Raw genomic sequence first — 21,563 nt, forward strand, 5'->3', positions numbered from 1 at the left:
GTGCGACCGGCGGCGCGGAAGAGGTGTGCGAGCCCGAAGGCGGGCCGGGGCAGCCTGCAAGCCTTTGCTGTGCCCGTGTTCCGTTCCACCGCCGGACCAACCGAAGGCCGCCGGGCATTGCCGCGGCGGCCTTCGGCCAATACGGAGCGGGCGTATGAATGCCCGTCCGCAGGTGCTTACAGGATGTCCAGCGGGTACTCGGTGATCACGCGCAGTTCATCGATATCACCGGCGAACCCGCGCGCCGTGGCGTAACGCACGCGAAAGGAGAGGTCTTTGAGGTCGCCGTCCTGGACCACGTACTTGGCTTCGAGGTCGCGCTCCCACTCCTTGCCTTTGCCGGCGTCTCCGGCGTAGTACGCGTACGCACCATCGGGATCGACGCTCGCGCCATCGATGTCGCCCTTTATGTACCGGGCCATCAGGCTCAGCCCCGGCACGCCGTAGGTCGCCATGTTGAGATCGTAGCGGGCCTGTACCGACTTCTCGCCGGGCGCGTTGAAGTCCGACCACTGCGAAGAGTTGGCCAGGTAGATGGAGTCGCCGGCGTTGGTGCCGTCCATGCTGATGTAATCCATCGGCGCGTTACCGTTCACCTGCTGATGGGCGAGGCTGAAGGTATGGGCGCCGATCGAATAGCCCGCGGCCAGCGACCAGGCCGTGGTGTTGATGTCGCCAGCCTGGGCGGAGCCTTCGTCACGGGTATCGTAGACGTTGAAGTCGAACGACAGCGCCTGGTCTTCCGAGAGCGGTAACGCATAGTTCAGATTGCCGTAGTACTGGGTCCAGACATCGTCGTACTTAGAACCATAGAGAGTGGCGCTGAGGCTGTCGGTCAATTGGTAGGTGCCGCCCAAGTACCCGACGGTTTCCGCATCGATGCCGCCGGCATAGACCAACGAGATATCTCCGTCGCGGTTGAGTGAGCGGTTGCGATCACGGAGCGAAGTGAAGTAACCCGCGTCAACGGTGAGTCGCTCGAGCTCGCTGGACGTCAGTTGAAAGCCGTTGGCGGTGCTGGCAAAGATGCGTCCGGTGCCCGGGGAGAAGACCGGGGCGACCGGGGTCAGGTCACCATACTTCAGGGTGGTGTTGGATATACGCAGTTTGACTGCGCCGCCGGCGAACCCGAGCTCGTCGGCGGCGCGGCCATCGCTGTCCACTGGCAGCAGGCCAGTGCCGCTGGTGCCTCGACCGCTGTCGAGCTTGATCGCGCCACCGGCATGGAGGTCGACGCCAAAGCCGACTGTGCCCTGGGTGAAGCCGGACTCATACGTTAGCAGCATGCCGTGGGCCCACTCTTCGATGCGGCTCGGGTTGGCTGCCGAGGCGTGGTTGTCGCGGGCGAAATAGTAGTTCTTGTTCAACAGTGTCAGGTCACTGCCATCGACGAAACCGGTGGCTTCGGACTGTTCGCTGGCCACGGCCGACTGACTGGCAGCAGCGGTGACGGCCAGCGCCAGGGTGGTCCATTTGATCGCGTGCATATACACGGCTCCGTTGCTTCGAGCGACGCCCGTTGAAGGCGCCGGTCGGGATGAGGTTTGGTAGGGCGGTTGGGGTTATTCGAGCCAGCCGGCGACGCGTTCCGGGTTGTTCTTGACCCAGTCGCGAGCGGCAGCGTCCGGCTTGGCGCCGTCGCGGATCGCCAGCATCACTTCACCGACTTCTTCCGCGTCCCAGTTGAATTTCTTCAGGAATGCCACCGCTTCTGGCGCTTTGTCCGCAAGCGCAGGATTGGCGACGGTGTCGACGTGCTCTTCATCACCGAAGACCTTCTTCGGGTCTTCCAGGAAGCGCAGTTTCCATTTGGCGAACATCCAGTGCGGGATCCACCCGGTGACGACGATGGGTTCTTTCGATTTTTCGGCGCGGGTGAGGGCGGTGGTCATGGCAGGACCGGAGCTTGGCATCAGTCGGAGGTTCAGCTCGTACTGCTTAATGGCGTCTTCTGTGCGGCGCATGATGCCGGCACCGGCATCGATACCGGTAATTTTGCCGTCGAACGCATCGCTGTACTGATTGAGGTCCTCGATGCTTTTGGCCTCGACATATTCAGGCACGACCAGACCGATCTTGGCGCCCTGATAATTGGTGCCAAGCACTACGACCTTGTCCTTCATCTTTTCGAAGTACTCACCATGCGTGGCGGGCAGCCAGGCGGTAAGGGTCAAATCGAGGTCTCCACGCGCGACGCCCTGCCACATGATGGCCGGCTCGACCGGTTGCAGCTTCACCGGGTAGTTCAGTTTGCTCTGAAGAACTTCAGCGGCCAGGTGGGAGGTGGCGACGCTGTCGTCCCAGCCGTTGACGTAGCCGATTTTCAGTTCGGGCTTGTCCGCCGCCATGCTGGTGGCCATGCCGAGCGCCATGCTGGCGGCGCCGAGACCACAAAGAAGGTGCTTGAATAGACTCATGCGTTTTAGCTCCATGTCAGGAATATGGCAGTGATGCCGACCGTGGTCCCGTTCTGCGAGGACTGCGGTTTGTTGCAGGGATCTCAGCGGTTAAGCGAGCTCCCGTGCACGGTTCGGCGCGCTGGTTCTGCTTGCGCACCGGCGGAATGAAACGTGATCGGTTGTGTTGTGGTTGCAGGGCAGGCGCGTCGCGGCGTGTGGGCCGAGACGGGCCTGCTGGCTACTCTGGCCTGGCCCTGTTCTGCGCGATAGCGTTCAGCCAGTCAGAGACCGACGAATTGCTTCACCGCCGCGACCGCATCCTGGCCGTCATAAGTGGTTACGCCGGCCAGCCACTGATCGAGCGCGTCCGGGTTGGCCTTGATCCAGTTCTTCGCCACGGTCTGCGGATCGTCCCTTTCGAGCGCCATTTCCATCAGCTCGCTCTCGATGGGGACGGTGAACTGCAGGTTCTGCAGCAGCTTCCCTACGTTCGCGCAACGCTCCATATAATCCGGCGGCACGACGGTGAACACCTTGGCCGCACCGAAATCCGGGCCGAACACCTCGTCACCGCCCGCCAGGTAGGTCAGGTCGTACTGGGTGTTCATCGGGTGGGGCGCCCAGCCGAGGAAGACCACGGGCTCTTTCTTGCGAATCGCACGTTGTACCTGGACCAGCATGCCGGCTTCGCTGGACTCGATCATGCGGAAGTCGCCGAGGCCGAACTGGTCGCTCTTGATCATCTTCTCGATCAGCAGGTTGCCGTCGTTGCCCGGTTCGATCGCGTAGATTCGGCCGCCCAACTGTTCCTTGAACTTGGCAATGTCCTGGAAGCTTTTAAGCCCAGCGTCAGCCGCGTAGGTCGGTACCGCCAGGGTGTACTTGGCACCTTCCAGATTGGGCGACTCGAGCACCTTGACGCCGCCGTCCTTGGAGAAGGGTTCGATGACCGCGTCCATCGACGGCGACCAGTAACCGAGAAAAGCGTCGATCTGCTTGTTTTTTACGCCAGTGAAAGCGATCGGCACCGAGGCCATCACCTTGCTCGGGTCGTAGCCCAGGCCTTCGGTCAGCACCATCGCCACACCAGTGGTGGCGGCGATGTCTGCCCAGCCAATTTCAGCGAAGCGCACCTTCTCGCAGCTCGCGGGCTCTTTCGCCCACGCACTCTGCAAAAGGGCGCAGGAGAGCAGGCCGATACCCGTTATCGTCTTGAATCTAGTCATCCTGATTTCCTATGTCTGCGGGTTCGTAACGATTACTGGCCCTGCGGCCTGAGCTTGGTAGCTACCCAGGTGTACCAGGTGGCTTTCTGCGTGGCCCGCTTGGCGGTGCCGAAGCTCTCGGTGATGCGATCGAGGATGATTGCCAGCAGTACCACGGCCATGCCGCTTTCGAAGCCGAGGCCGATGTCCAGTCGCTGAATACTGGCCAATACGTCGTTGCCCAGGCCGCCGGCACCGACCATCGAGGCGATGATCACCATCGACAGCGCCATCATGATGGTCTGGTTGACCCCGGCCATGATCGAGGGCATGGCGTTGGGCAATTGCACCTTGAACAGCAGCTGCCGACCGTTGCAGCCGAAGGACTGTCCGGCTTCGACGATTTCCTTGTTGACCTGACGGATGCCGAGGTTGGTCAAGCGAACTGCCGGCGGCATGGCGAATATCACCGTGGCGATGATGCCGGGCACGCGGCCGAGGCCGAACAGCATCGCTGCCGGAATCAGATAGACGAATGCCGGCATGGTCTGCATGAAGTCCAGGATCGGCCGGGTGATGGTGGCGACTCGTTCACTGCGTGCCGACCAGATGCCCAACGGAACACCCAGCACCAGGCTGATCAACGTGGCGGAGAAGGTCAGGCCGAGGGTCACCACGGTTTGCTCCCAGAAGCCGGTGAGCACGATGAGAATGAAGGCAACGGCGGTGAAGACGGCGAACCGGACACCAATGCGCCATAGGCCAAGGCCGACGAAGATGGCAATGAGCAGCCAGGCCGGCGGCAACATCAGCAGCGCTTCGATACCCTCGGAAAACCCACTGACCACGCCGCCGAGGCTGTCGAAGGCGCCGCTGTAGTTTTCCAGCAGATGCTGGACGACGTCGTTCACCCAGCTTCCCAGATCGAGTTCTTTATCCATGATCAATCCTCCTGCAGGCGAGTCAGAAGGCGGCCTTTACTGATGGCGCCCGCGTAGAACCCTTGGCTGTCCACCACTGGCATGGGTCCTTCGTTATCCACCAGGCGTTCGATCACTTGGTCGAGCGGCTGGTCCTCGGTCAAAGGGTCAATCTGTTTCAACACCTGCGCATCGAGGCTGCAGGTCTGGCCGTTTTCGACCAGCAGGGCGATCCGTTCCAGGCTGATCGAGCCACGGAACTTGTTGTCTTCGTCGACTACGAAGGCGTAGTGCTTGTCCATCGCCTGCAGTTCCTGGCAGACCTGCTGGGCGTCCGGCGCCTTGCCGTTGTGCACGTAGAGCGGAACGCTATCGGACTTGAGCTGGCCGGCGGTGAGGTAGCGACTGGTGTTGACGGTGTCGAAGAAATTGCGCACGTAGCTGTTGGCGGGGTTGTCGATCAGCTCCTGCGGCGTGCCGACCTGAATCAGCTTGCCGCCTTCCATGATGCCGATGCGGTTGCCGATGCGCATGGCCTCCTCGATGTCATGGGAGACGAAGATGATGGTGCGTCGATGGGTCTTTTGCAGCTCCAGCAATACGTCCTGCATTTCCCGCCGCTTGAGCGGGTCGAGGGCGGAAAAGGCTTCGTCCATGATGATCATCGAGGGGTTTACCGCCAGTGCTCGGGCGAGGCCGACCCGCTGTTGCATGCCGCCGGACAATTCGTGCGGATACTTTTGCGCAAAGGTGTCGAGGCCGACCTGCGTGAGCACCGCCATGGCGCGCTCCTCGCGCTCTTTGCGCCCAACACCAGCGACCTCCAGGCCGAAGGCCGCGTTGTCCAGAACCGAGCGCGAAGGCATCAGCGCAAAGGACTGAAAGACCATGCTCATGTCGCGGCGGCGCAAATCGATGAGTTGGGCGTGGGGCAGTTTCGCGACGTTCTGCCCATCGATGAAGACGTCTCCGGCGCTGGGCTCGATCAAGCGATTGATCAGGCGTATCAGCGTGGATTTGCCGGAGCCGGACAGGCCCATCAGGACGAAGATCTCGCCTTCCTCGACACTGAACGAAACATCGCTCACGCCGATGACCGCACCGCGTTCGGCAAGGATCTTGTCCTTGCTCCAGCCTTGCTTGAGCAAGGCGATGGCTTCCTGTTCCTGTGAGCCGAATACCTTGTACAGGTTCTCGACGACGATTTTTCCAGACTGCATGGGATGGTTCCCCTCAGTAGACATCCAGATCAGCTAAACGGAGGCCGAAAGCGCCTTGCGACGCTGTCGGCTGGTGCCAACTGCTATGGCTTTTGGGTTGACATGTTCTTGGACGGAAGCGGCGTCGCGGTGCTCGACGGGCCGCAGCTGTGCAGGCGAGATGAGTGCTCATCTCGGCATCGGCTGGCTCGGCATCGTTGCGTATTCACCGTAGTGTCGTAACCGCTTCCATCCTTTGGCAGTGCTAGTAAGCTCATCGTGATTCGTACGCTCCGTACGGAGCGGAACCGGTACCCGTTATTGTTATGCGCACACCCGCTTGGGACGGCTGTAGCTATGTCCACAAAGCTCTCAGTTGCCGACGCTGTCCGGCTGGAGGCTGAGGAATATGGTTTAACGATATTCCCCTCTGGCGGCGGCAATTGTCGGGTTACGACGCTTACGTACTGAACGGCGACATGCACCGCTAAAAAAACCATAACAGAAAAAAATTCATCATGGCACCGCTGCGGTGTTCATGCGGGGTCGACCTGCAAGGCGCGATTTGCTTGGAGACCGGTCATGCCGTGGCCTGGCGCCATCAGCTTAAACATGAAAAAAACTCACGGAGCCGATGTGCTTTTCTTCCGTATCAACCTCGGCAAGAGGTTTTGCTCCATTGAACGGGACCTGCCAGCGCGGGACGGCATCGTGATGTTGCCCAGGACTGACGCGCAGAATGACGATCTGCAGCCGATGTCTGCGCATGCGACGTTGCGCCGCACACTTCGTTCATGAACCCGACAAATGAATGTGCTAATGCCCTCGTGCCGGGGGTGGTTCGCGGGTCCGCCGGTAATGGAATGGCGTCGAAGATTTTCCGCGCGGTAGCCACTAACCGGCCCAGCAAGTCGTGGCGGATTTGAGCATGGCCGCGTCGGTGTCAGACGCCTGCCTATCGGCAAAACCCCGATGATGAGCCTTGTCTTGGAGCATCCTGTGGAGCGTTCAGTGTGGCGATCAGCGTATTCGATCTTTTTAAAATCGGCATTGGGCCGTCCAGCTCGCATACCGTTGGCCCCATGCTCGCTGGGGCGTTGTTTGTCGGCGCCCTGCGCGAACGCAAACTGCTGGAGCGGGTAGGCCGTGTCGAAGTACGGCTGTACGGCTCGCTGTCGGCCACCGGGGTCGGACATGGCACCGATAACGCCGTGCTGATGGGCCTGATGGGCGAGCGGCCGGACCTTATCGATCCGGAACAGATCGCGCCTCGTATCGCTGCGCTTCGATCCTGTGGGCAGCTGCAGCTCGATGGGCACTGGCCGGTTGCATTCGACTGGACTGAAGATCTGTTGCTCCTTGAGGAAAGCCTGCCTTACCACCCCAATGCCATGACCTTCATTGCGCAAGGGCACTCTGGCGAGCTGTATCAGGACACTTACTATTCCGTTGGTGGCGGTTTCGTGGTCAATGCCGAGCAGGCGGCTGCCGGGCAGCTGGATCAAGACCACACCGCGCTGCCCTATGACTTTTCCAGCGCCGTCGAACTCCTGCAGCTGTGCAAGCGCCACGGACTGCGCGTCAGCCAATTGATGATGGCCAACGAAATGGCCTGGCGCAGCGAGGCAGAAGTTCGCGGCGGTCTGCTGCGCCTGTGGGAAGCGATGCAGCTGTGCGTAACCAACGGACTACGCCACGAAGGCGTGCTGCCTGGCGGCTTGAATGTGCGCCGGCGCGCCGCCAGGTTGCACCGCAACCTGCTGGAGCTAACTAAGCCGAACGTTATCGGCTCGACCATGAGCGCGATGGAGTGGGTGAACCTGTTCGCGCTGGCGGTGAACGAGGAGAACGCGGCGGGCGGGCGGATGGTGACGGCGCCGACCAACGGAGCGGCTGGGATCATCCCGGCGGTGCTGCACTACTACATGAAGTTCCACCCGCAAGCCAGCGACGACGACGTGGTCGATTACCTCCTCGCCGCCGCGGCGATTGGCATTCTGTGCAAGAAAAATGCGTCGATTTCCGGCGCCGAGGTGGGGTGCCAAGGTGAGGTCGGTTCCGCTTGCGCCATGGCGGCGGCTGGCCTGGCAGAGCTCCTGGGCGCCACGCCCGAGCAGCTTGAAAATGCCGCCGAGATCGGCCTGGAGCACAATCTGGGGCTGACCTGCGATCCGGTCGGCGGTCTGGTGCAGGTGCCATGCATCGAGCGCAACGCCATCGCCGCGATGAAGGCGATCAATGCCGCGCAGATGGCGCTGCGTGGCGACGGCGAGCATTTCATTTCCCTTGATCGGGTCATCCGCACGATGCGCGATACGGGCGCTGACATGCATGACAAATACAAGGAAACCTCCCGTGGCGGCCTGGCGGTCAACGCCATCGAATGCTGACCCGAATGTGTGCATCGGCACCGCTCCGATGCTTGCTGGCGGTGCGTTGAGCTGGCGGGCCAGGGTCAGGTGTCGTGGTCCGGTTCGTCTGCTCTGGCACCGCTCCTCGTTACCGTCTTCTGTTACCGCCGATTCGAAATTCCAGATAGGAGCACCAACCGTCCCAGGCACTGCTACGAAAGTGCTCAAACCCGCGGAAAGCAAGGCTGCCAGGCGACTTCATGTCGCCTCCTTTGCTTCTGGCGAGCCATGTGCCGTGGGCGTTTCGGCAGGATCGACTTTTTTATTGAACGCTCAATCAATATAGGCATGCGGTTTGCCTTGAGATATGCAAGATCCGACATCGTTACGAGTCGGAACACAAAAAGAAGAACCTCGTCGAAGGTTCAAACGCCTAGCGTGAGGGTCCGCCTTTGTCACAGATCAATTCCGGGTCGCAGCCCCCAAACCGGCTCCCACAGACCATCGGCTTCTTGCTGCTGGACAACTTCACACTGATCTCCCTGGCCTCGGCCGTGGAACCATTGCGAATGGCCAACCAGCTGTCCGGCAAAGAGCTCTATCGCTGGTTCACCGTTACCCAAGCCGGACAGCCGGTGACCGCCAGTGACGGCTTGCAGATCAGTCCGGATGCGGGCTTCGCGACGGCGCCCAGCCTCGATTCGGTGATCGTCTGCGGCGGGGTGGATATCCAGCACAGCGTGAATCGCGAGCATCTGCACTGGTTGCAGGCTCAAGCCCGCCACGGACGTCAGCTCGGTGCGGTGTGCACCGGTAGTTGGGCGCTGGCCAAAGCCGGATTGCTCGATGGCTACGATTGCAGCGTGCATTGGGAATGCCTGGCCTCGATGCAGGAAGCCTTTCCGCGCACGACGGTCACGCCCAGGCTGTTTTCCATCGATCGCAATCGGCATACCGCTTCAGGCGGTACCGCACCGATGGATCTGATGCTGCAACTGATCGGCGCCCAGCATGGGCGTGAACTGGCTGCGGCAATCTCCGATATGTTCATGTACGAGCGTATTCGCAGCGAACAGGACCTCCAGCGCGTGCCGCTCAAGCACATGCTGGGCACTAACCAGCCGAAACTGCTGGAGATCGTGGCTCTGATGGAAGCCAACCTGGAGGAGCTGATCGACCTGGACGAACTGGCCTGCTACGTCAACGTGTCCCGGCGCCAGCTCGAGCGGCTGTTCCAGAAATACCTGCATTGCTCGCCGTCGCGCTATTACCTCAAGTTGCGGCTGATACGTGCCCGCCAGCTGCTCAAGCAGACGCCCATGTCGATCATCGAGGTGGCCTCGGTTTGCGGCTTCGTCTCGACCCCGCATTTTTCCAAGTGCTACCGAGAGTTCTTCGGTATTCCGCCGCGTGACGAGCGCTCGGGCCAGCAATCGGCGCAGGTGGTCGCGCTGATACCTCGCCCCGATGATGGCAACAGAAATCCCGCCACCATGGCTGCGTTGCAACGCGCCCAGGGCGAGTCGACCTTCGCCAGCGTGCGCATCTGACGTAACTCCCACCTTTTAAAAGGGTGGGTGCGGCGTCACCCGCTCTTTCGCCAGCAGTCGCGTATCGCTTTGCTTAAATTTGCGGACGTGACCAGCGTAGCTGGGACATTGCCATCCAACGTCAGTATGTTGGATGGCCATGAAAGGTCCTTTGCGGAAGCAGCCTCTGTTTTCTTCTACGTGCGCACCAAAGCTGGAAGCAGATTCCGGCTGATGGCCTCACGCACCGCAGGCAGCAAGGTCGCGGAGCCGCCGAGCAGGTCCTCGACCAATCGGCGTAGCGCCTGCGCGCGCTCTTTGGACAGGCCGATAACGGCGCGTTCGCAGGCTTGTTCAGCGGTGGCGCCGCTGGGAATTTCAAAGCCCAGTGCCACGAGGCGATCGCGAAAATCGTCCTGGTCGATCAGATCGGCATACATCATCGTGTTCGCTCCTTTGATTTCAATATGGCGAGGCGGCGCTGCGCTTAGCGCAGCACACCTTCGTCCAGTAATAATTTGAAAATAGCCTCGGCGCCGGCTTGCGGCGACACGTCCTGGAGTAGCTGGCCGCCGCCACCGGAGGCCTTGGCGGTGGCCGCCTTCATCCGTTCGGCGCCGGTCTTGGCCTTGATCACCTTGAGCCGTTTGGGCCGCGGTCGCGCCGGTTGCAGCTGCGCCTCGGACAGCAGGCTGTCTTCGATTACCACGACGTCCTCAGCCCGCAGCTCGCCACGGCGGGCCGGACCGAAGGCGTACTGGCGCGCCGTCGGCGCAGCGTTGTCGACGCTGGCGACAAATGGCAATCGCACCTTTAGTCGGCGCCGCTGGCCGCGCGGCAAGGACTGCAGCACCTGCGCCACGCCGTTGTCGACTTTCTCCACCTCCGCCAGACCGACCACCAGGGGCCAGCCCAGACGTTCGGCCAGCAGATAGGGCAAGAGCCCTGAACCTTCGCCGGTTTCCGCCTGGCTGCCGGTCAGCACCAAGTGGGCGCCAGCATCCTGCAGGTAGTTGTTCAACAGCGGCAGCGCATCGCAGTGGCTGGGTTGTTCGAGCACGGTCATTCCGCTCAGCCCCATGCCCAGGTAGGCGCGCAGGGCCTGCTCTTGCGGATCTCCGGCGTGCAGCACCTGCAGCCGGTCGCCGGCCAGGCGCAGGCCGAGCTCGACGGCGCGGGCGTCCTGCTCGGCGCGACGGGCACGGCCAGAAGTCGGATGGGCGCCGACCGAGACCAGGGTGATGATGTTCAGGTCAGTCATGGCGCGACTCCGTAGGGTAGAAGACGCCTTTTTCTTCCACCATCAATGTGCGGTCTTTCCCGGTGGATGGGAGAAGCGTCATCCACCCTACGGTTCTTTCGTGAGCCCGCTGTTTATGCCGCATCGCGAGCGCCTCCTTGGCGGTACTGCGTGACCAGCTCGATCAGCGCAGCGAGGATCTCGGTGGAATTGCCGATCACCGATAGGTCGGCGCGTTTGATCATGTCGCAGCCAGGATCCCTGTTCACGGCCACGACCTTGTCGCAGGCACCGATGCCCTGCAGGTGCTGGATGGCACCGGAAATCCCGATGGCCAGGTAGACCCGCGCGGTGACCCAGGTGCCGGTGGCGCCGACCTGACGGTCGCGCGGCATGAAACCGTCGTCGACCGCCACCCGCGAAGCGCCCTCGGTGGCGCCGAGTGCCTCGGCGGCTTGGTGGAACTGGGCCCAGTCCTTGACCCCATTGCCCCCGGAGAGAATGAACTCGGCCTCGGCCATGGGGATCAGGGCCGGGTCGACCGCCACCGCGCCGAGGTCTTCGATGCGCGGCAGGCAACGGGTGATCTTGTCTTCGAGCGGCAGCGCGCGCACTTCGTGGCGGGTTTCGCTGACCGGATCGGCACACTCGACGGCGGCCAAGATCAGGCGCGGCGCCTTGCGTACCAAATCCTGCTGGCCGGCGCCGGCGCGGCCGATGCACTGTCCGTCGGCGACCTGCCAGACGCGGGTGGCGGGGCGCTCGCCGAGCTTGGCACCAAGGCGCCGACCGAGCTCGCCACCGCCGGTGCGGCTGTCCGGTAGCAGCCAGTGGCGTGGCGCCAGCTGGCTTTCCACCGCGCTGAGGGCCAACACCCGTGCTTCCGGCGCGTAGCCGTCGAACGCCTCGCCCTCGATGTGCAACAGGCGGTCGACGCCAGTGGTGTCAAAGGCGATCTCCTTGTAGTCGCCGAAGACCACGGCAACCACTGCGCCTGTTTCACCGGCCAGCTTGTTGGCCAGGCCGAGCAAGTCCTTGTCGTGGCTGCTCAGGCGACCGCCGACCATGTCCGGCACCACAGCGATATAGAAGTCCGGCTGTTCGACCACATGCAGCGGCAGCTGAACCACGGCGCTTACGGCATTGCGTTTGGCGCTGCCACCTTGCTGGGCACCGCTGCGGTCGATGCGCTTGATCCCGTTGGGACCGATGAAGCCGACCGCGTGGACGTTCTTGCGAATGACACCGTGCGGGCCCATCCAGCTGGTTTCGGCCGTCTGCATGGCCGCATGGAGCGGATGCAGGCGGTTACGGGCGATCCACTCGGCGCGTGGGTCGCGGCGGATGATGTCGCTCATCAGTGCACCTCCAGAACTTCAGGCTTGGCCACTGCGGGCTTTTTTGCCGGGGCGGGTGCTTCTAGCAGTGCATCCGCCACCAGCTCGGCGATGTCCTTGATCTGCGGCCGCGGCTCGACCACGCCTTCAAGCATCGCGGTGCACTGTGGGCAGCCGACGGCCACCAGTTCGGCGCCGGTTTCCTTGATGTCGGCCATGCGCATGTCGGGAATCCGCTGCTTGCCGGGAATGTCTGTGATCGGCGCACCGCCGCCACCGCCGCAGCAGCGTGAGCGGAAGCCCGAGCGTTCCATTTCCTTGACTTCGATGCCGATGGCCTTGAGTACGCTGCGCGGGGCTTCGTACTCACCGTTGTAGCGGCCCAGATAGCAGGGGTCGTGATAGGTCACGCTGCCGCCATTCTGTTGAGACAAGGGGTGCTGGCCCAGGCTGAGTTTCTGTCCGCTGATCAGCTCTTCCATGTAGGTGCTGTGGTGCAGCACTAGGTACTCGCCGCCCAGTGCCCCGTACTCGTTCTTCAGTACGTGGAAGCTGTGCGGATCGCAGCTGACGATCTTGTTGAAGCGGTACTTGGCCAGGGTCTCGATGTTGCGTTTGGCCAGGGTCTGGAAGGTCGCCTCGTCACCGAGGCGGCGTGCCACGTCACCGCTGTCGCGCTCTTCCAGGCCGAGCACGGCGAAGTCGACGTCCGCCGCTTTGAGTACCTTGACGAAGGCGCGCAGGGTGCGCTGGTTGCGCATGTCGAAGGCGCCGTCGCCGACCCAGAACAGCACGTCGGCCTGTTGCTTCTCGCTCATCAGCGGCAGGTTCAGGTCGGCGGCCCAGTTGAGACGACCACCGGGGGCGAAGCCGCCCGGATTATCGGTGGCGATGAGGTTGTCCAGCACCTCGGCGCCCTTGTTCGGCGTGGCACCCTTTTCCAGCGTGAGGTGGCGGCGCATGTCGACGATGGCATCTACGTGCTCGATCATCATCGGGCACTCCTCGACGCAGGCGCGGCAGGTGGTGCAGGACCACAGCGTTTCCGCTTCGACCAGGCCCTTGCCCGCGGCGAACACGATGGGCTGGTGTGGATTGCCGCCGTGCTCGCCCACCGGAATGCCCGGGTAGGGACTGCCGAAATAGCCCTTGTCACTGCCGCCGGCAAGGCCGACGACCATGTCCTGGATCAGCTTCTTCGGGTTCAGCGGCTGGCCGGCGGCGAAGGCTGGGCAAGCCGCTTCGCATCGCCCGCACTGCACGCAGGCATCGAAGCCGAGCAGCTGGTTCCAGGTGAAATCCTTGGGTTTTTCCACGCCCAGCGGTGCGTTCGGGTCGGTCAGATCCAGTGCCTTCAGGCCGCTGGAGCGGGCCGCACTGGCATTGTGCGGAGTGCGGAAACGCTCAGGGCGACGGTGCCAGGCCAGGTGCAGGGCGCCGGCGAAGGCATGCTTCATCGGCCCGCCCCAGGTCATGCCGAAGAACATCTCGGACACGCCCCAGGCCACACCGAGCGCCAGGACGGCGGCGAGGATCCAGCCGCCAAAATCTGCCGGCAGGATGCCGGCCACCGGCAGGGTGGCGATGAAGAAGCTGAACGAGAACATCAGCAAGCTCTTCGGAAGGCGCATCCATGGGCCTTTCGACAGCCGTGCCGGCGGGTTGCGGCGGCGTTTGGCGACGAACAGCGCACCGACGAACATCAGTACGCAGGCAGCCAGCAGGGCGAAGCCGAGAATCCGGCTCTGCAGGCCGAAGCCGTGCACGACGATGGCCAGCAACGCCGCCAGGACAAAGCCGCCAGCCGTGGCGACGTGGGTCTTGGACATGTATTTGTCACGCTCGACCACGTGGTGCAGATCCACCAGGTAGCGCCGCGGCATGGCCATGAGACCACTGAGCCAATCGACCTTCGAAGGGCGACCGCGGCGCCACATGGCGAAGCGCCTGCCTGCGCCGAGTACGGCAAGCCCGAGGGCGGCGAACAGCAGGATGGGAAGAATAGTATTCAGCATTGCAGCTCACCCTGTGGGGAGCTGGAAGCAGCAAGCAAGAAGCTGGAAGCGGTTCGGGCCGCTTTTTACTTCTAGCTTCTGGCTTCCAGCTTCAAGCTTTTTTTAGAAGTCTTTGCACAACCGCAGCGCGTCGTAGATCGCCGCGTGGGTATTGCGCTGGGCCACGCAGTCGCCGATACGGAACAGCAAATAGCCGTCGCCGCTCTGCGACAGGCAAGGCTGCGGTTGGATGGCAAACAGCGCCTCGACGTCGATCTGGCCCTTGTTGCGCGAGCCTTCCTTGAGTGCGTAGTACAGGCTCTCGTCAGGCCGCACGCCGTTCTCCACCACCACCTGATCGACCACCCGCTCTTCCTTCGCGCCGGTGTATTCGTTCTCCAGCACCGCCACCAGCTTGTCGCCCTCGCGGTAGACCTTTTCCAGCATCAGGTCGCCGGTCATGATCACTTCCTTCGGGTACAGGCTGCGGTAGTAGGTCGGGAAGCTGGTGCCACCAATCGCCACGCCGGGCTTGATGTCATCGGTGACGATCTCCACCTTGGCGCCTTTCTCGGCGATGAAGTCGGCCACCGACATGCCGGTGAACTCACAGATGGTGTCGTAGACCAGCACGTTGTTGCCGGGCGCCACCTTGCCGTCGAGGATGTCCCAGCTGCTGACCACCAGGCCTTCTTCCGCGCCCCAGTGTTCGTTTTGCTCGATGAACGGGTGGCCGCCGTTGGCCAACACCACGATGTCCGGACGCAGGTCGAGGATGGTTTCGACGTCCGCGCCGGTGCCCAGGCGCAGATCGACGCCGAGGCGGGCGATCTCCATTTGGAACCAGCGGGTGATGCCGGCCATCTGGTCACGTTGCGGCGCCTTGGCGGCCAGGCTGATCTGCCCGCCGAGGCTGTCCTTCTTCTCGAACAGGGTCACATCATGGCCGCGCTCGGCCGCGACGCGTGCCGCCTCCATGCCTGCCGGGCCGCCGCCGACGATCACCACCTTGCGCTTCACGCCGGTGGTCTTTTCGATGATGTGCGGCAAGCCCATGTATTCGCGGCTGGTGGCCGCGTTCTGGATGCAGAGCACGTCCAGGCCTTGATACTGGCGGTCGATGCAGTAGTTGGCGCCGACGCACTGCTTGATCTGGTCCACCTGGCCCATCTTGATCTTGGCGATCAGGTGCGGGTCGGCGATGTGCGCGCGGGTCATGCCGACCATGTCCACGTAACCGCCTTCGAGGATGCGCTGGGCCTGGTTCGGGTCCTTGATGTTCTGCGCATGCAGCACGGGGACATTAACCACTTCCTTGATCCCGGCGGCCAAGTGCAGGAACGGCTCCGGCGGGTAGCTCATGTTCGGAATGACGTTGGCCAGGGTGTTGTGAGTATCGCAGCCCGAGCCGATCACGCCGAAGAAGTCGACCATGCCGGTGGCATCGTAGTACTTGGCGATCTCTTTCATGTCCTCATGGGTGAGGCCGTCCGGGTGAAACTCGTCGCCGGTGATGCGCATGCCAACGCAGAAGTCGTCGCCCACCTCGGCACGCACGGCCTTGAGCACTTCCAGGCCGAACTTCATGCGCCCCTCGAAGGTGCCGCCCCATTCGTCGGTACGCTTGTTCACCCGCGGCGACCAGAACTGGTCGATCAGGTGCTGGTGCACGGCGGACAGCTCGACGCCATCCAGGCCACCTTCCTTGGCGCGGCGTGCGGCCTGGGCATAATTGCCGATCACCCGCCAGATCTCTTCCGGCTCGATGGTCTTGCAGGTCGCACGGTGTACCGGTTCGCGGACACCCGACGGCGACATCAGGGTTGGCCAGTTGAAGCCGTCCCAGCGCGAGCGACGTCCCATGTGGGTAATCTGGATCATGATCTTGGCACCATGCTTGTGCATGGCGTCGGCCAGATTCTGGAAATGCGGAATGATCCGGTCGGTGGACAGATTCACCGAAGACCACCATTCCTGCGGGCTGTCGATGGCGACCACCGAGGAGCCGCCGCAGATCGCCAGGCCGATGCCGCCCTTGGCCTTCTCTTCGTAATACTGCACGTAACGCTCGGTGGTCATGCCGCCGTCGGTGGCATAGACCTCTGCGTGGGCGGTGCTGCACACACGGTTGCGGATGGTCAGCTTGCCGATTTGTATCGGCTGGAACATTGCTTCGAAAGCCATTGCGGCACCCTCTGAAAACTACTGCGCTCGGTTATGCGGCGTTGGAGGCAGAAGCGAAAATGCTCATTTACTACTCGTAAACTCCGCTTTTCGCTTCTGCCTCCGCCTTGCCTACCCTTCGCTCGCTACGTTTTCAATCACGGTTGAATTGGGTTTCTTAGAGTGGCTGCACCCGGAACAGGCCATAGTCGTGGCCGTCCTGGGAGGCGCCGTAGACCTGCTCGGCCACGGTGCGCAGAGTGCTGCCCTTGGCGGCCAGGATCTGGTCCATGGCACCGGCGAACCAGCCGGTGAACATGTAGTCCACCGGGCGGCCGCATTTGCCGTAGACGTACACGAAGGCCGAGTGGTCCAGGCGTACTTCGCAGGTGCCGGCGTCCAGGTCGATGGCCTGGATCTTGAACAGGCCCCAGCCGCGCTGCGACAGGCGCTTCATGTAATGCTCGAAGACTTCCACGCCGACCAGGCCGTGGCATTCGGCTTCTTGCTCGCACCAGTGCCAGGCCGATTTGTAGCCGGCCTTGTAGAGAATTTCGGCATAGGCCTCGGCCCCGAGCACGTCCTCAATGCCGATGTGATTGTTCACGAAGAAATGGCGCGGCACATACAGCATCGGCAGGGCATCGGTAGTCCAGACGCCGGTTTCATCGTCGACCTGGATAGGCATCTCGGGGGCGTGTGTAGCCATGTGTTCGGTACTCCAGAATTCGTGTTTTGCGTTTTTTGGCCGGGCAGCGCCCGGACATATGAAAAGTGCCAATGAATGCCTGTGGAGCCGTAGCGAGCGCGCCGAGAGCAAGGAGACCCGCAGCGACAAGCGAGAGCAGTACGGTGAGCTTGTCGCGAGGACGCGACGCAGCTACCGATTGGCGCAGTAGGCTCCGGAGGTATTCATCACTCGCCCCAGACGTCTTTCAGCACCCTCACCCAGTTCTCGCCCATCACTTTGCGTACCGTGCGCTCGGGCATTCCGCGCTTGAGCAGGGTTTCGGTGAGGTTGGGGAATTCACCCACGGTGCGAATGCCCAGCGGATTGATGATCTTGCCGAAGCTGGTGAGGCGGCGGGCGTAACCCTTGTCATGGGTCAGCGTCTCGAAGAAGCTTTGGTCGTGGCCTTGGGTGAAATCAGTGCCGATGCCGATGGAATCCTCTCCGACGATATTCATCACGTATTCGATGGCCTCGGCGTAATCATCGACCGTCGCGTCGACGCCCTTGGCCAGGAAGGGCGTGAACATGGTCACGCCGACGAAACCGCCGTGGTCGGCAATGAACTTCAGCTCTTCGTCGGACTTGTTGCGGGGATGTTCCTTGAGGCCGGACGGCAGACAGTGCGAGTAGCAGACCGGCTTGTTCGACGCCAGGATGACTTCCTCGCTGGTCTTGCTACCGACATGGGAAAGGTCGCACATCACACCGACGCGGTTCATCTCGGCAACGATCTCATGACCAAACCCGGACAATCCGCCGTCGCGCTCGTAACAGCCGGTGCCGACCAGGTTCTGGGTGTTGTAGCAGAGCTGCACGATGCCTACGCCGAGCTGCTTGAAGATCTCGACATAGCCGATCTGGTCTTCATACGCGTGCGCATTCTGGAAGCCGAGAAGAATGCCGGTCTTGCCCAATTCCTTGGCTTTACGAATGTCTGCGGTCGTACGGACCTGGATGACCAAATCGCTGCTCTCGCGAATCAGCTTCTGGCTGGCGGCGATGTTGCTCATCGTGCCCTGGAAGCCTTCCCACACCGAAACGGTGCAGTTGGCCGCGGTCAAACCGCCCTTGCGCATATCCTCGAAGAGCTCGCGGCTCCATTTGGCGATAATCAGGCCATCGATGACGATGCTGTCGGCGTGCAGTTCGGTTGGGCTCATCAGGTCACTTCCCCAGTGTGGCGCAGCGAATCGTTTGTCGGCGCTTTGGGGTGAGCATATCCCTGGGGGGCAGGGCGACCCGATGCAAAAGCGACTGGGGTATTGCCGAAAACGTCACAGCGCGGTCGTGAATGGGCAGGTCCGACCGTGGACGTCTGGCCGGGAGCCGGCGCGCGCTTGTGGGAATCGCTCAGCGCACCGTCGCGGGTAGCTCGTGGCGATCCTGGCTGGGACTGGTGGCAAAGCGCGAACGATAGCAACGGGAGAAATAAGAGGGCGATTCGAAACCACAGGCCACGCCGACCTCCAGTACGCTCATGTCGGTCTGGCGCAGCAACTGTCGAGCTTTGTCCAGGCGCAGGGCGAGATAGAAGGCCGACGGCGTTTCGTTGAGGTGCTGGCGAAACAGGCGTTCCAGCTGCCGCGGCGTGACGTTGACCAGCTCGGCGAGCTCCTGGGAGCAGAGCGGTTGTTCGCTGTGCCGCTCCATCTCGCTGATCACCTGCACCAGCTTCTTGTTGTGTACGTCGTAGCGGCTGGCGATCTGCATTCGTTGGTGGTCCCGGCGCGAGCGGATGCGGCCGACCACGAACTGTTCCGAGACGGCCACGGCCAATGCTTCGCCATGATCACGGCCGATCAGCGTCAACATCAGGTCCAGGCTGGCCGTCCCGCCCGCACTGGTGATGCGCTTGCCGTCGACCTCGAACAGTTCCTGGGTCACGTTCAGGCGTGGGTAGCGCTCCTGAAAGGCGCCAGTGGCTTCCCAGTGCAGGGTCAGGCGCTGCGTGCCGAACAGTTCGGCTTGTGCCAGGACGAAGCTGCCGGTGTCGATGCCGCCGAGTATTGCCCCTTCGCGTTCGATTCGACGCAGCCAGTGGGCCAGGCGCGTATCGAAGGTGACCAGCGGGTCAAAACCGGCCACCACGAATAGTGTGTGGCATTCGCCCATCACCTCTAGAGCACCGTCTACATTGAGCGACATGCCATTGCTGCTGGCGACGGCTGCGCCATCCTGGCTGAGCAGCCGCCAGCGATACAGCTCGCCGCGAAAGCGATTGGCCACGCGCAGCGGCTCGATAGCCGACATCAGGCCCATCATGGAAAAGCCCGGGAGCAGAAGAAACCATAGGGACTGAGGCATGAGAAATCCTGTTCTATCGCCGTTACTAAAGGGCAGGTCGGACGACGCTGCAAGCCGATTGGTCGCTGCCGTTCAACAGCTGGTCGCTTTAGTTCGTTTTTCGGCCTGCGCCGCTGCGTAATGTGGCCACATCGGGCGCAATACATGCCTGTTTCGCTGGCAACTCGGCCCGTGAGCAGACATCCCGACCCGACATGGAAGAGAGGCTCTGCACAAAAACAAACAGGGCGTAAGCGTCCTGATAAATCGTACCTCCGTAGGGGAGCGCCAATGAAAGGTCTTAGCACAGTCGCCGGTTGCTGTTTACTCAGCCTGTTCAGTTCATCCCTGCTGGCTGCCGATGACGCCAGTTGCCAGAAGATTCGCCTGGGCGCGGTCGGCTGGACCGACGTCGTCGCCACCACGGCGGTGGCCAGTGAGCTGCTGGGGCGTCTTGGCTATGAAACCACCCAGACTCAAGCCTCGCAGCAGATCATATTCGCCGGCATTCAGAAAAAGCAGATCGACGCTTTTCTCGGTTACTGGAAGCCGATCATGGATGACAACATTGAGCCGTTTCTGGCCAAAGGCGCAGTCAAGGTTGCTCCCGATCCATCGTTGAATGACGCCGTCGCGATACTCGCCGTGCCGACTTATACCGCCGAGGCGGGTCTGAAAACCTTCGCCGACATTGCTCAATTCAAGGAGCAGCTGGATGGCAAGATATACGGTATCGAGTCCGGCTCCGGTGCCAATACCGCGATTCAGAAAATGATCGATGACAATCAGTTCGGCCTGGGTGAGTTCACCTTGGTCGAATCCAGCGAGGGCGCCATGCTGACGGCGGTCAACCGAGCCGTGAGGGCGAACAAACCAGTGCTGTTCTTCGGCTGGAAGCCGCACCCGATGAATATCCAGATGCCGATTACCTACCTGACCGGGAGTGAGGATGTGTTCGGCCCCGATGATGGTGCTGCCACGGTTTCCACCGTCACGGCGCCAGACTTCGCTCAGCGTTGCCCGAATGCCGATCGGCTGCTCACAGGCTTGCGCTTCACCAGTGCCCAGGAGGCCGAGCTGATGGCGCCGATCATGGACCGCCAAGCGCCAGATCAGGTGGCCCGCGCATGGATCAAGGCCAACCCCGAGGCGGTCAAGGCCTGGCTGGCCGGCGTCACCAGCTTCGATGGCAAGAACGATGCTGATGCGGTGATCGCTTCGCTCCAGTAGCCCGCTTTCCCTAATGCAACGTTGCACCCGTGCGCGGTTTACCGCGTACGGCTTTCCATCGCCTGAAACAAGGACATAACCGTGAACTACGAAGTCATCGTCACCTGTGCGGTGACCGGTGCCGGCGACACAGTCGGCAAGCATCCGGCCATCCCCGTCAGCCCCAAAGAGATCGCCGCCGCCGCCATCGAGGCGGCCAAAGCCGGCGCTACGGTCGCGCACTGCCATGTGCGCGACCCGCAGACCGGCAAGCCGAGCCGTGATGTGGCGCTGTACCGCGAGCTGGTCGAGCGCATCCGCGAAAGTGATACCGATGTGATCATCAACCTGACCGCCGGCATGGGCGGCGACCTGGAGATCGGGCGTGGCGAGCAGCCGCTGGAGTTCGGTGCCGGTACCGATCTGGTGGGTCCGCTGGAGCGCCTCAAGCATGTGCAAGAGCTGCTGCCGGAGATCTGCACGTTGGATTGCGGCACGCTGAATTTCGGCGATGGCGACTTCATCTACGTCTCCACCCCGTCACAGCTACGCGCGGGTGCCAAACGCATCACCGAGCTGGGCGTGAAGGCCGAGCTGGAGATCTTCGACACCGGGCACCTGTGGTTTGCCAAGCAGATGCTCAAGGAGGGCCTGCTCGACGATCCCCTGTTCCAGATCTGTCTGGGCATTCCCTGGGGCGCACCCGCCGATACCACCACGATGAAAGCCATGGCCGACAACCTTCCGGCAGGCGCGACCTGGGCAGGCTTCGGTATCGGCCGCTCGCAGATGCCGATGGTGGCCCAGGCCGTGCTGCTGGGCGGCAACGTACGGGTCGGCCTGGAAGACAACATATGGCTGGACCGGGGCGTACACGCCAGCAACGGTCAGTTGGTCGAGCGGGCCATCGAAATCATCGAGCGCATGGGCGGGCGAGCCCTGACCCCCGCCGAAGGCCGCGCCAGGATGAACCTCAAGAAACGCCGTTGAAAATACAGGTC

General features: G+C 62.2%; 17 protein-coding genes. 4 read left to right on the forward strand and 13 right to left on the reverse strand.

Annotated features, from left to right (window positions below):
* Positions 1 to 176: 176 nt before the first annotated feature.
* The 5 genes from CH92_RS03545 to CH92_RS03565 all read right to left on the reverse strand — a co-directional run bounded on the left by CH92_RS03545 (position 177) and on the right by CH92_RS03565 (position 5,744).
* Positions 177 to 1,487: an OprD family porin gene (locus CH92_RS03545; protein WP_025240396.1), complete on the reverse strand. Its 1,311-nt coding sequence runs from the start codon at positions 1,485 to 1,487 to the stop codon at positions 177 to 179.
* A gap of 75 nt (positions 1,488 to 1,562) precedes the next feature.
* Positions 1,563 to 2,417, reverse strand: a complete 855-nt coding sequence (locus CH92_RS03550) for a glycine betaine ABC transporter substrate-binding protein (RefSeq protein ID WP_025240397.1) — start codon at positions 2,415 to 2,417, stop codon at positions 1,563 to 1,565.
* Between the two features lie 263 nt (positions 2,418 to 2,680).
* Positions 2,681 to 3,625 (reverse strand): choline ABC transporter substrate-binding protein, encoded by a 945-nt coding sequence (locus CH92_RS03555; protein ID WP_025240398.1) that lies wholly within the window; start codon positions 3,623 to 3,625, stop codon positions 2,681 to 2,683.
* Positions 3,626 to 3,657: 32 nt separating this feature from the next.
* Complete coding sequence (locus CH92_RS03560) at positions 3,658 to 4,545, reverse strand: ABC transporter permease (protein WP_025240399.1); 888 nt, start codon at positions 4,543 to 4,545, stop codon at positions 3,658 to 3,660.
* Between the two features lie 2 nt (positions 4,546 to 4,547).
* The gene (locus CH92_RS03565; RefSeq protein ID WP_025240400.1) at positions 4,548 to 5,744 is read right to left on the reverse strand and encodes a quaternary amine ABC transporter ATP-binding protein; all 1,197 of its coding nucleotides are present in this window, start codon (positions 5,742 to 5,744) and stop codon (positions 4,548 to 4,550) included.
* A gap of 992 nt (positions 5,745 to 6,736) precedes the next feature.
* Here CH92_RS03565 and CH92_RS03575 point away from each other — a divergent pair.
* Both CH92_RS03575 and CH92_RS03580 read left to right on the forward strand, forming a co-directional pair.
* Positions 6,737 to 8,113: an L-serine ammonia-lyase gene (locus CH92_RS03575; protein ID WP_025240402.1), complete on the forward strand. Its 1,377-nt coding sequence runs from the start codon at positions 6,737 to 6,739 to the stop codon at positions 8,111 to 8,113.
* 413 nt (positions 8,114 to 8,526) lie between these two features.
* On the forward strand, positions 8,527 to 9,624 hold the full coding sequence (locus CH92_RS03580; RefSeq protein ID WP_025240403.1) for a GlxA family transcriptional regulator: 1,098 nt from the start codon (positions 8,527 to 8,529) through the stop codon (positions 9,622 to 9,624).
* A gap of 176 nt (positions 9,625 to 9,800) precedes the next feature.
* Here the strand turns inward: CH92_RS03580 and CH92_RS03585 are convergent, their stop codons facing one another.
* The 8 genes from CH92_RS03585 to CH92_RS03620 form a co-directional block, all read right to left on the reverse strand.
* Complete coding sequence (locus tag CH92_RS03585; RefSeq protein WP_025240404.1) at positions 9,801 to 10,046, reverse strand: hypothetical protein; 246 nt, start codon at positions 10,044 to 10,046, stop codon at positions 9,801 to 9,803.
* Between the two features lie 44 nt (positions 10,047 to 10,090).
* Positions 10,091 to 10,864 (reverse strand): electron transfer flavoprotein subunit beta, encoded by a 774-nt coding sequence (locus tag CH92_RS03590; protein WP_025240405.1) that lies wholly within the window; start codon positions 10,862 to 10,864, stop codon positions 10,091 to 10,093.
* Between the two features lie 113 nt (positions 10,865 to 10,977).
* Positions 10,978 to 12,201 carry an electron transfer flavoprotein subunit alpha/FixB family protein gene (locus CH92_RS03595; protein ID WP_025240406.1) on the reverse strand — a complete coding sequence of 408 codons (1,224 nt, stop codon included), beginning with the start codon at positions 12,199 to 12,201 and terminating at the stop codon, positions 10,978 to 10,980.
* Positions 12,201 to 14,195 (reverse strand): dimethylglycine demethylation protein DgcB, encoded by a 1,995-nt coding sequence (dgcB, locus tag CH92_RS03600; protein ID WP_025240407.1) that lies wholly within the window; start codon positions 14,193 to 14,195, stop codon positions 12,201 to 12,203. Before dgcB ends, CH92_RS03595 begins: the two co-directional genes overlap by 1 nt.
* 102 nt (positions 14,196 to 14,297) lie before the next feature.
* Positions 14,298 to 16,358, reverse strand: coding sequence for a dimethylglycine demethylation protein DgcA (gene dgcA / locus CH92_RS03605; RefSeq protein WP_025240408.1), 2,061 nt, complete (start codon positions 16,356 to 16,358; stop codon positions 14,298 to 14,300).
* 157 nt (positions 16,359 to 16,515) lie between these two features.
* The gene (locus tag CH92_RS03610; protein WP_025240409.1) at positions 16,516 to 17,046 is read right to left on the reverse strand and encodes a 4-vinyl reductase; all 531 of its coding nucleotides are present in this window, start codon (positions 17,044 to 17,046) and stop codon (positions 16,516 to 16,518) included.
* A 206-nt stretch (positions 17,047 to 17,252) separates the two neighbouring features.
* Positions 17,253 to 18,230 carry a dipeptidase gene (locus CH92_RS03615; RefSeq protein ID WP_025240410.1) on the reverse strand — a complete coding sequence of 326 codons (978 nt, stop codon included), beginning with the start codon at positions 18,228 to 18,230 and terminating at the stop codon, positions 17,253 to 17,255.
* Positions 18,231 to 18,420: 190 nt separating this feature from the next.
* Positions 18,421 to 19,374 (reverse strand): GlxA family transcriptional regulator, encoded by a 954-nt coding sequence (locus CH92_RS03620; protein WP_025240411.1) that lies wholly within the window; start codon positions 19,372 to 19,374, stop codon positions 18,421 to 18,423.
* Between the two features lie 270 nt (positions 19,375 to 19,644).
* On the opposite strand from CH92_RS03620, the gene choX reads away from it, so the two are divergent.
* Together choX and CH92_RS03630 are read left to right on the forward strand one after the other, a co-directional pair.
* Positions 19,645 to 20,583 carry a choline ABC transporter substrate-binding protein gene (choX, locus tag CH92_RS03625; protein WP_025240412.1) on the forward strand — a complete coding sequence of 313 codons (939 nt, stop codon included), beginning with the start codon at positions 19,645 to 19,647 and terminating at the stop codon, positions 20,581 to 20,583.
* 81 nt (positions 20,584 to 20,664) lie between these two features.
* Positions 20,665 to 21,552 (forward strand): 3-keto-5-aminohexanoate cleavage protein, encoded by an 888-nt coding sequence (locus tag CH92_RS03630; RefSeq protein WP_025240413.1) that lies wholly within the window; start codon positions 20,665 to 20,667, stop codon positions 21,550 to 21,552.
* Positions 21,553 to 21,563 lie beyond the last annotated feature (11 nt).

The sequence above is a fragment of the Stutzerimonas stutzeri genome, from assembly GCF_000590475.1.
Classification (GTDB): Bacteria; Pseudomonadota; Gammaproteobacteria; order Pseudomonadales; family Pseudomonadaceae; genus Stutzerimonas; species Stutzerimonas stutzeri_D.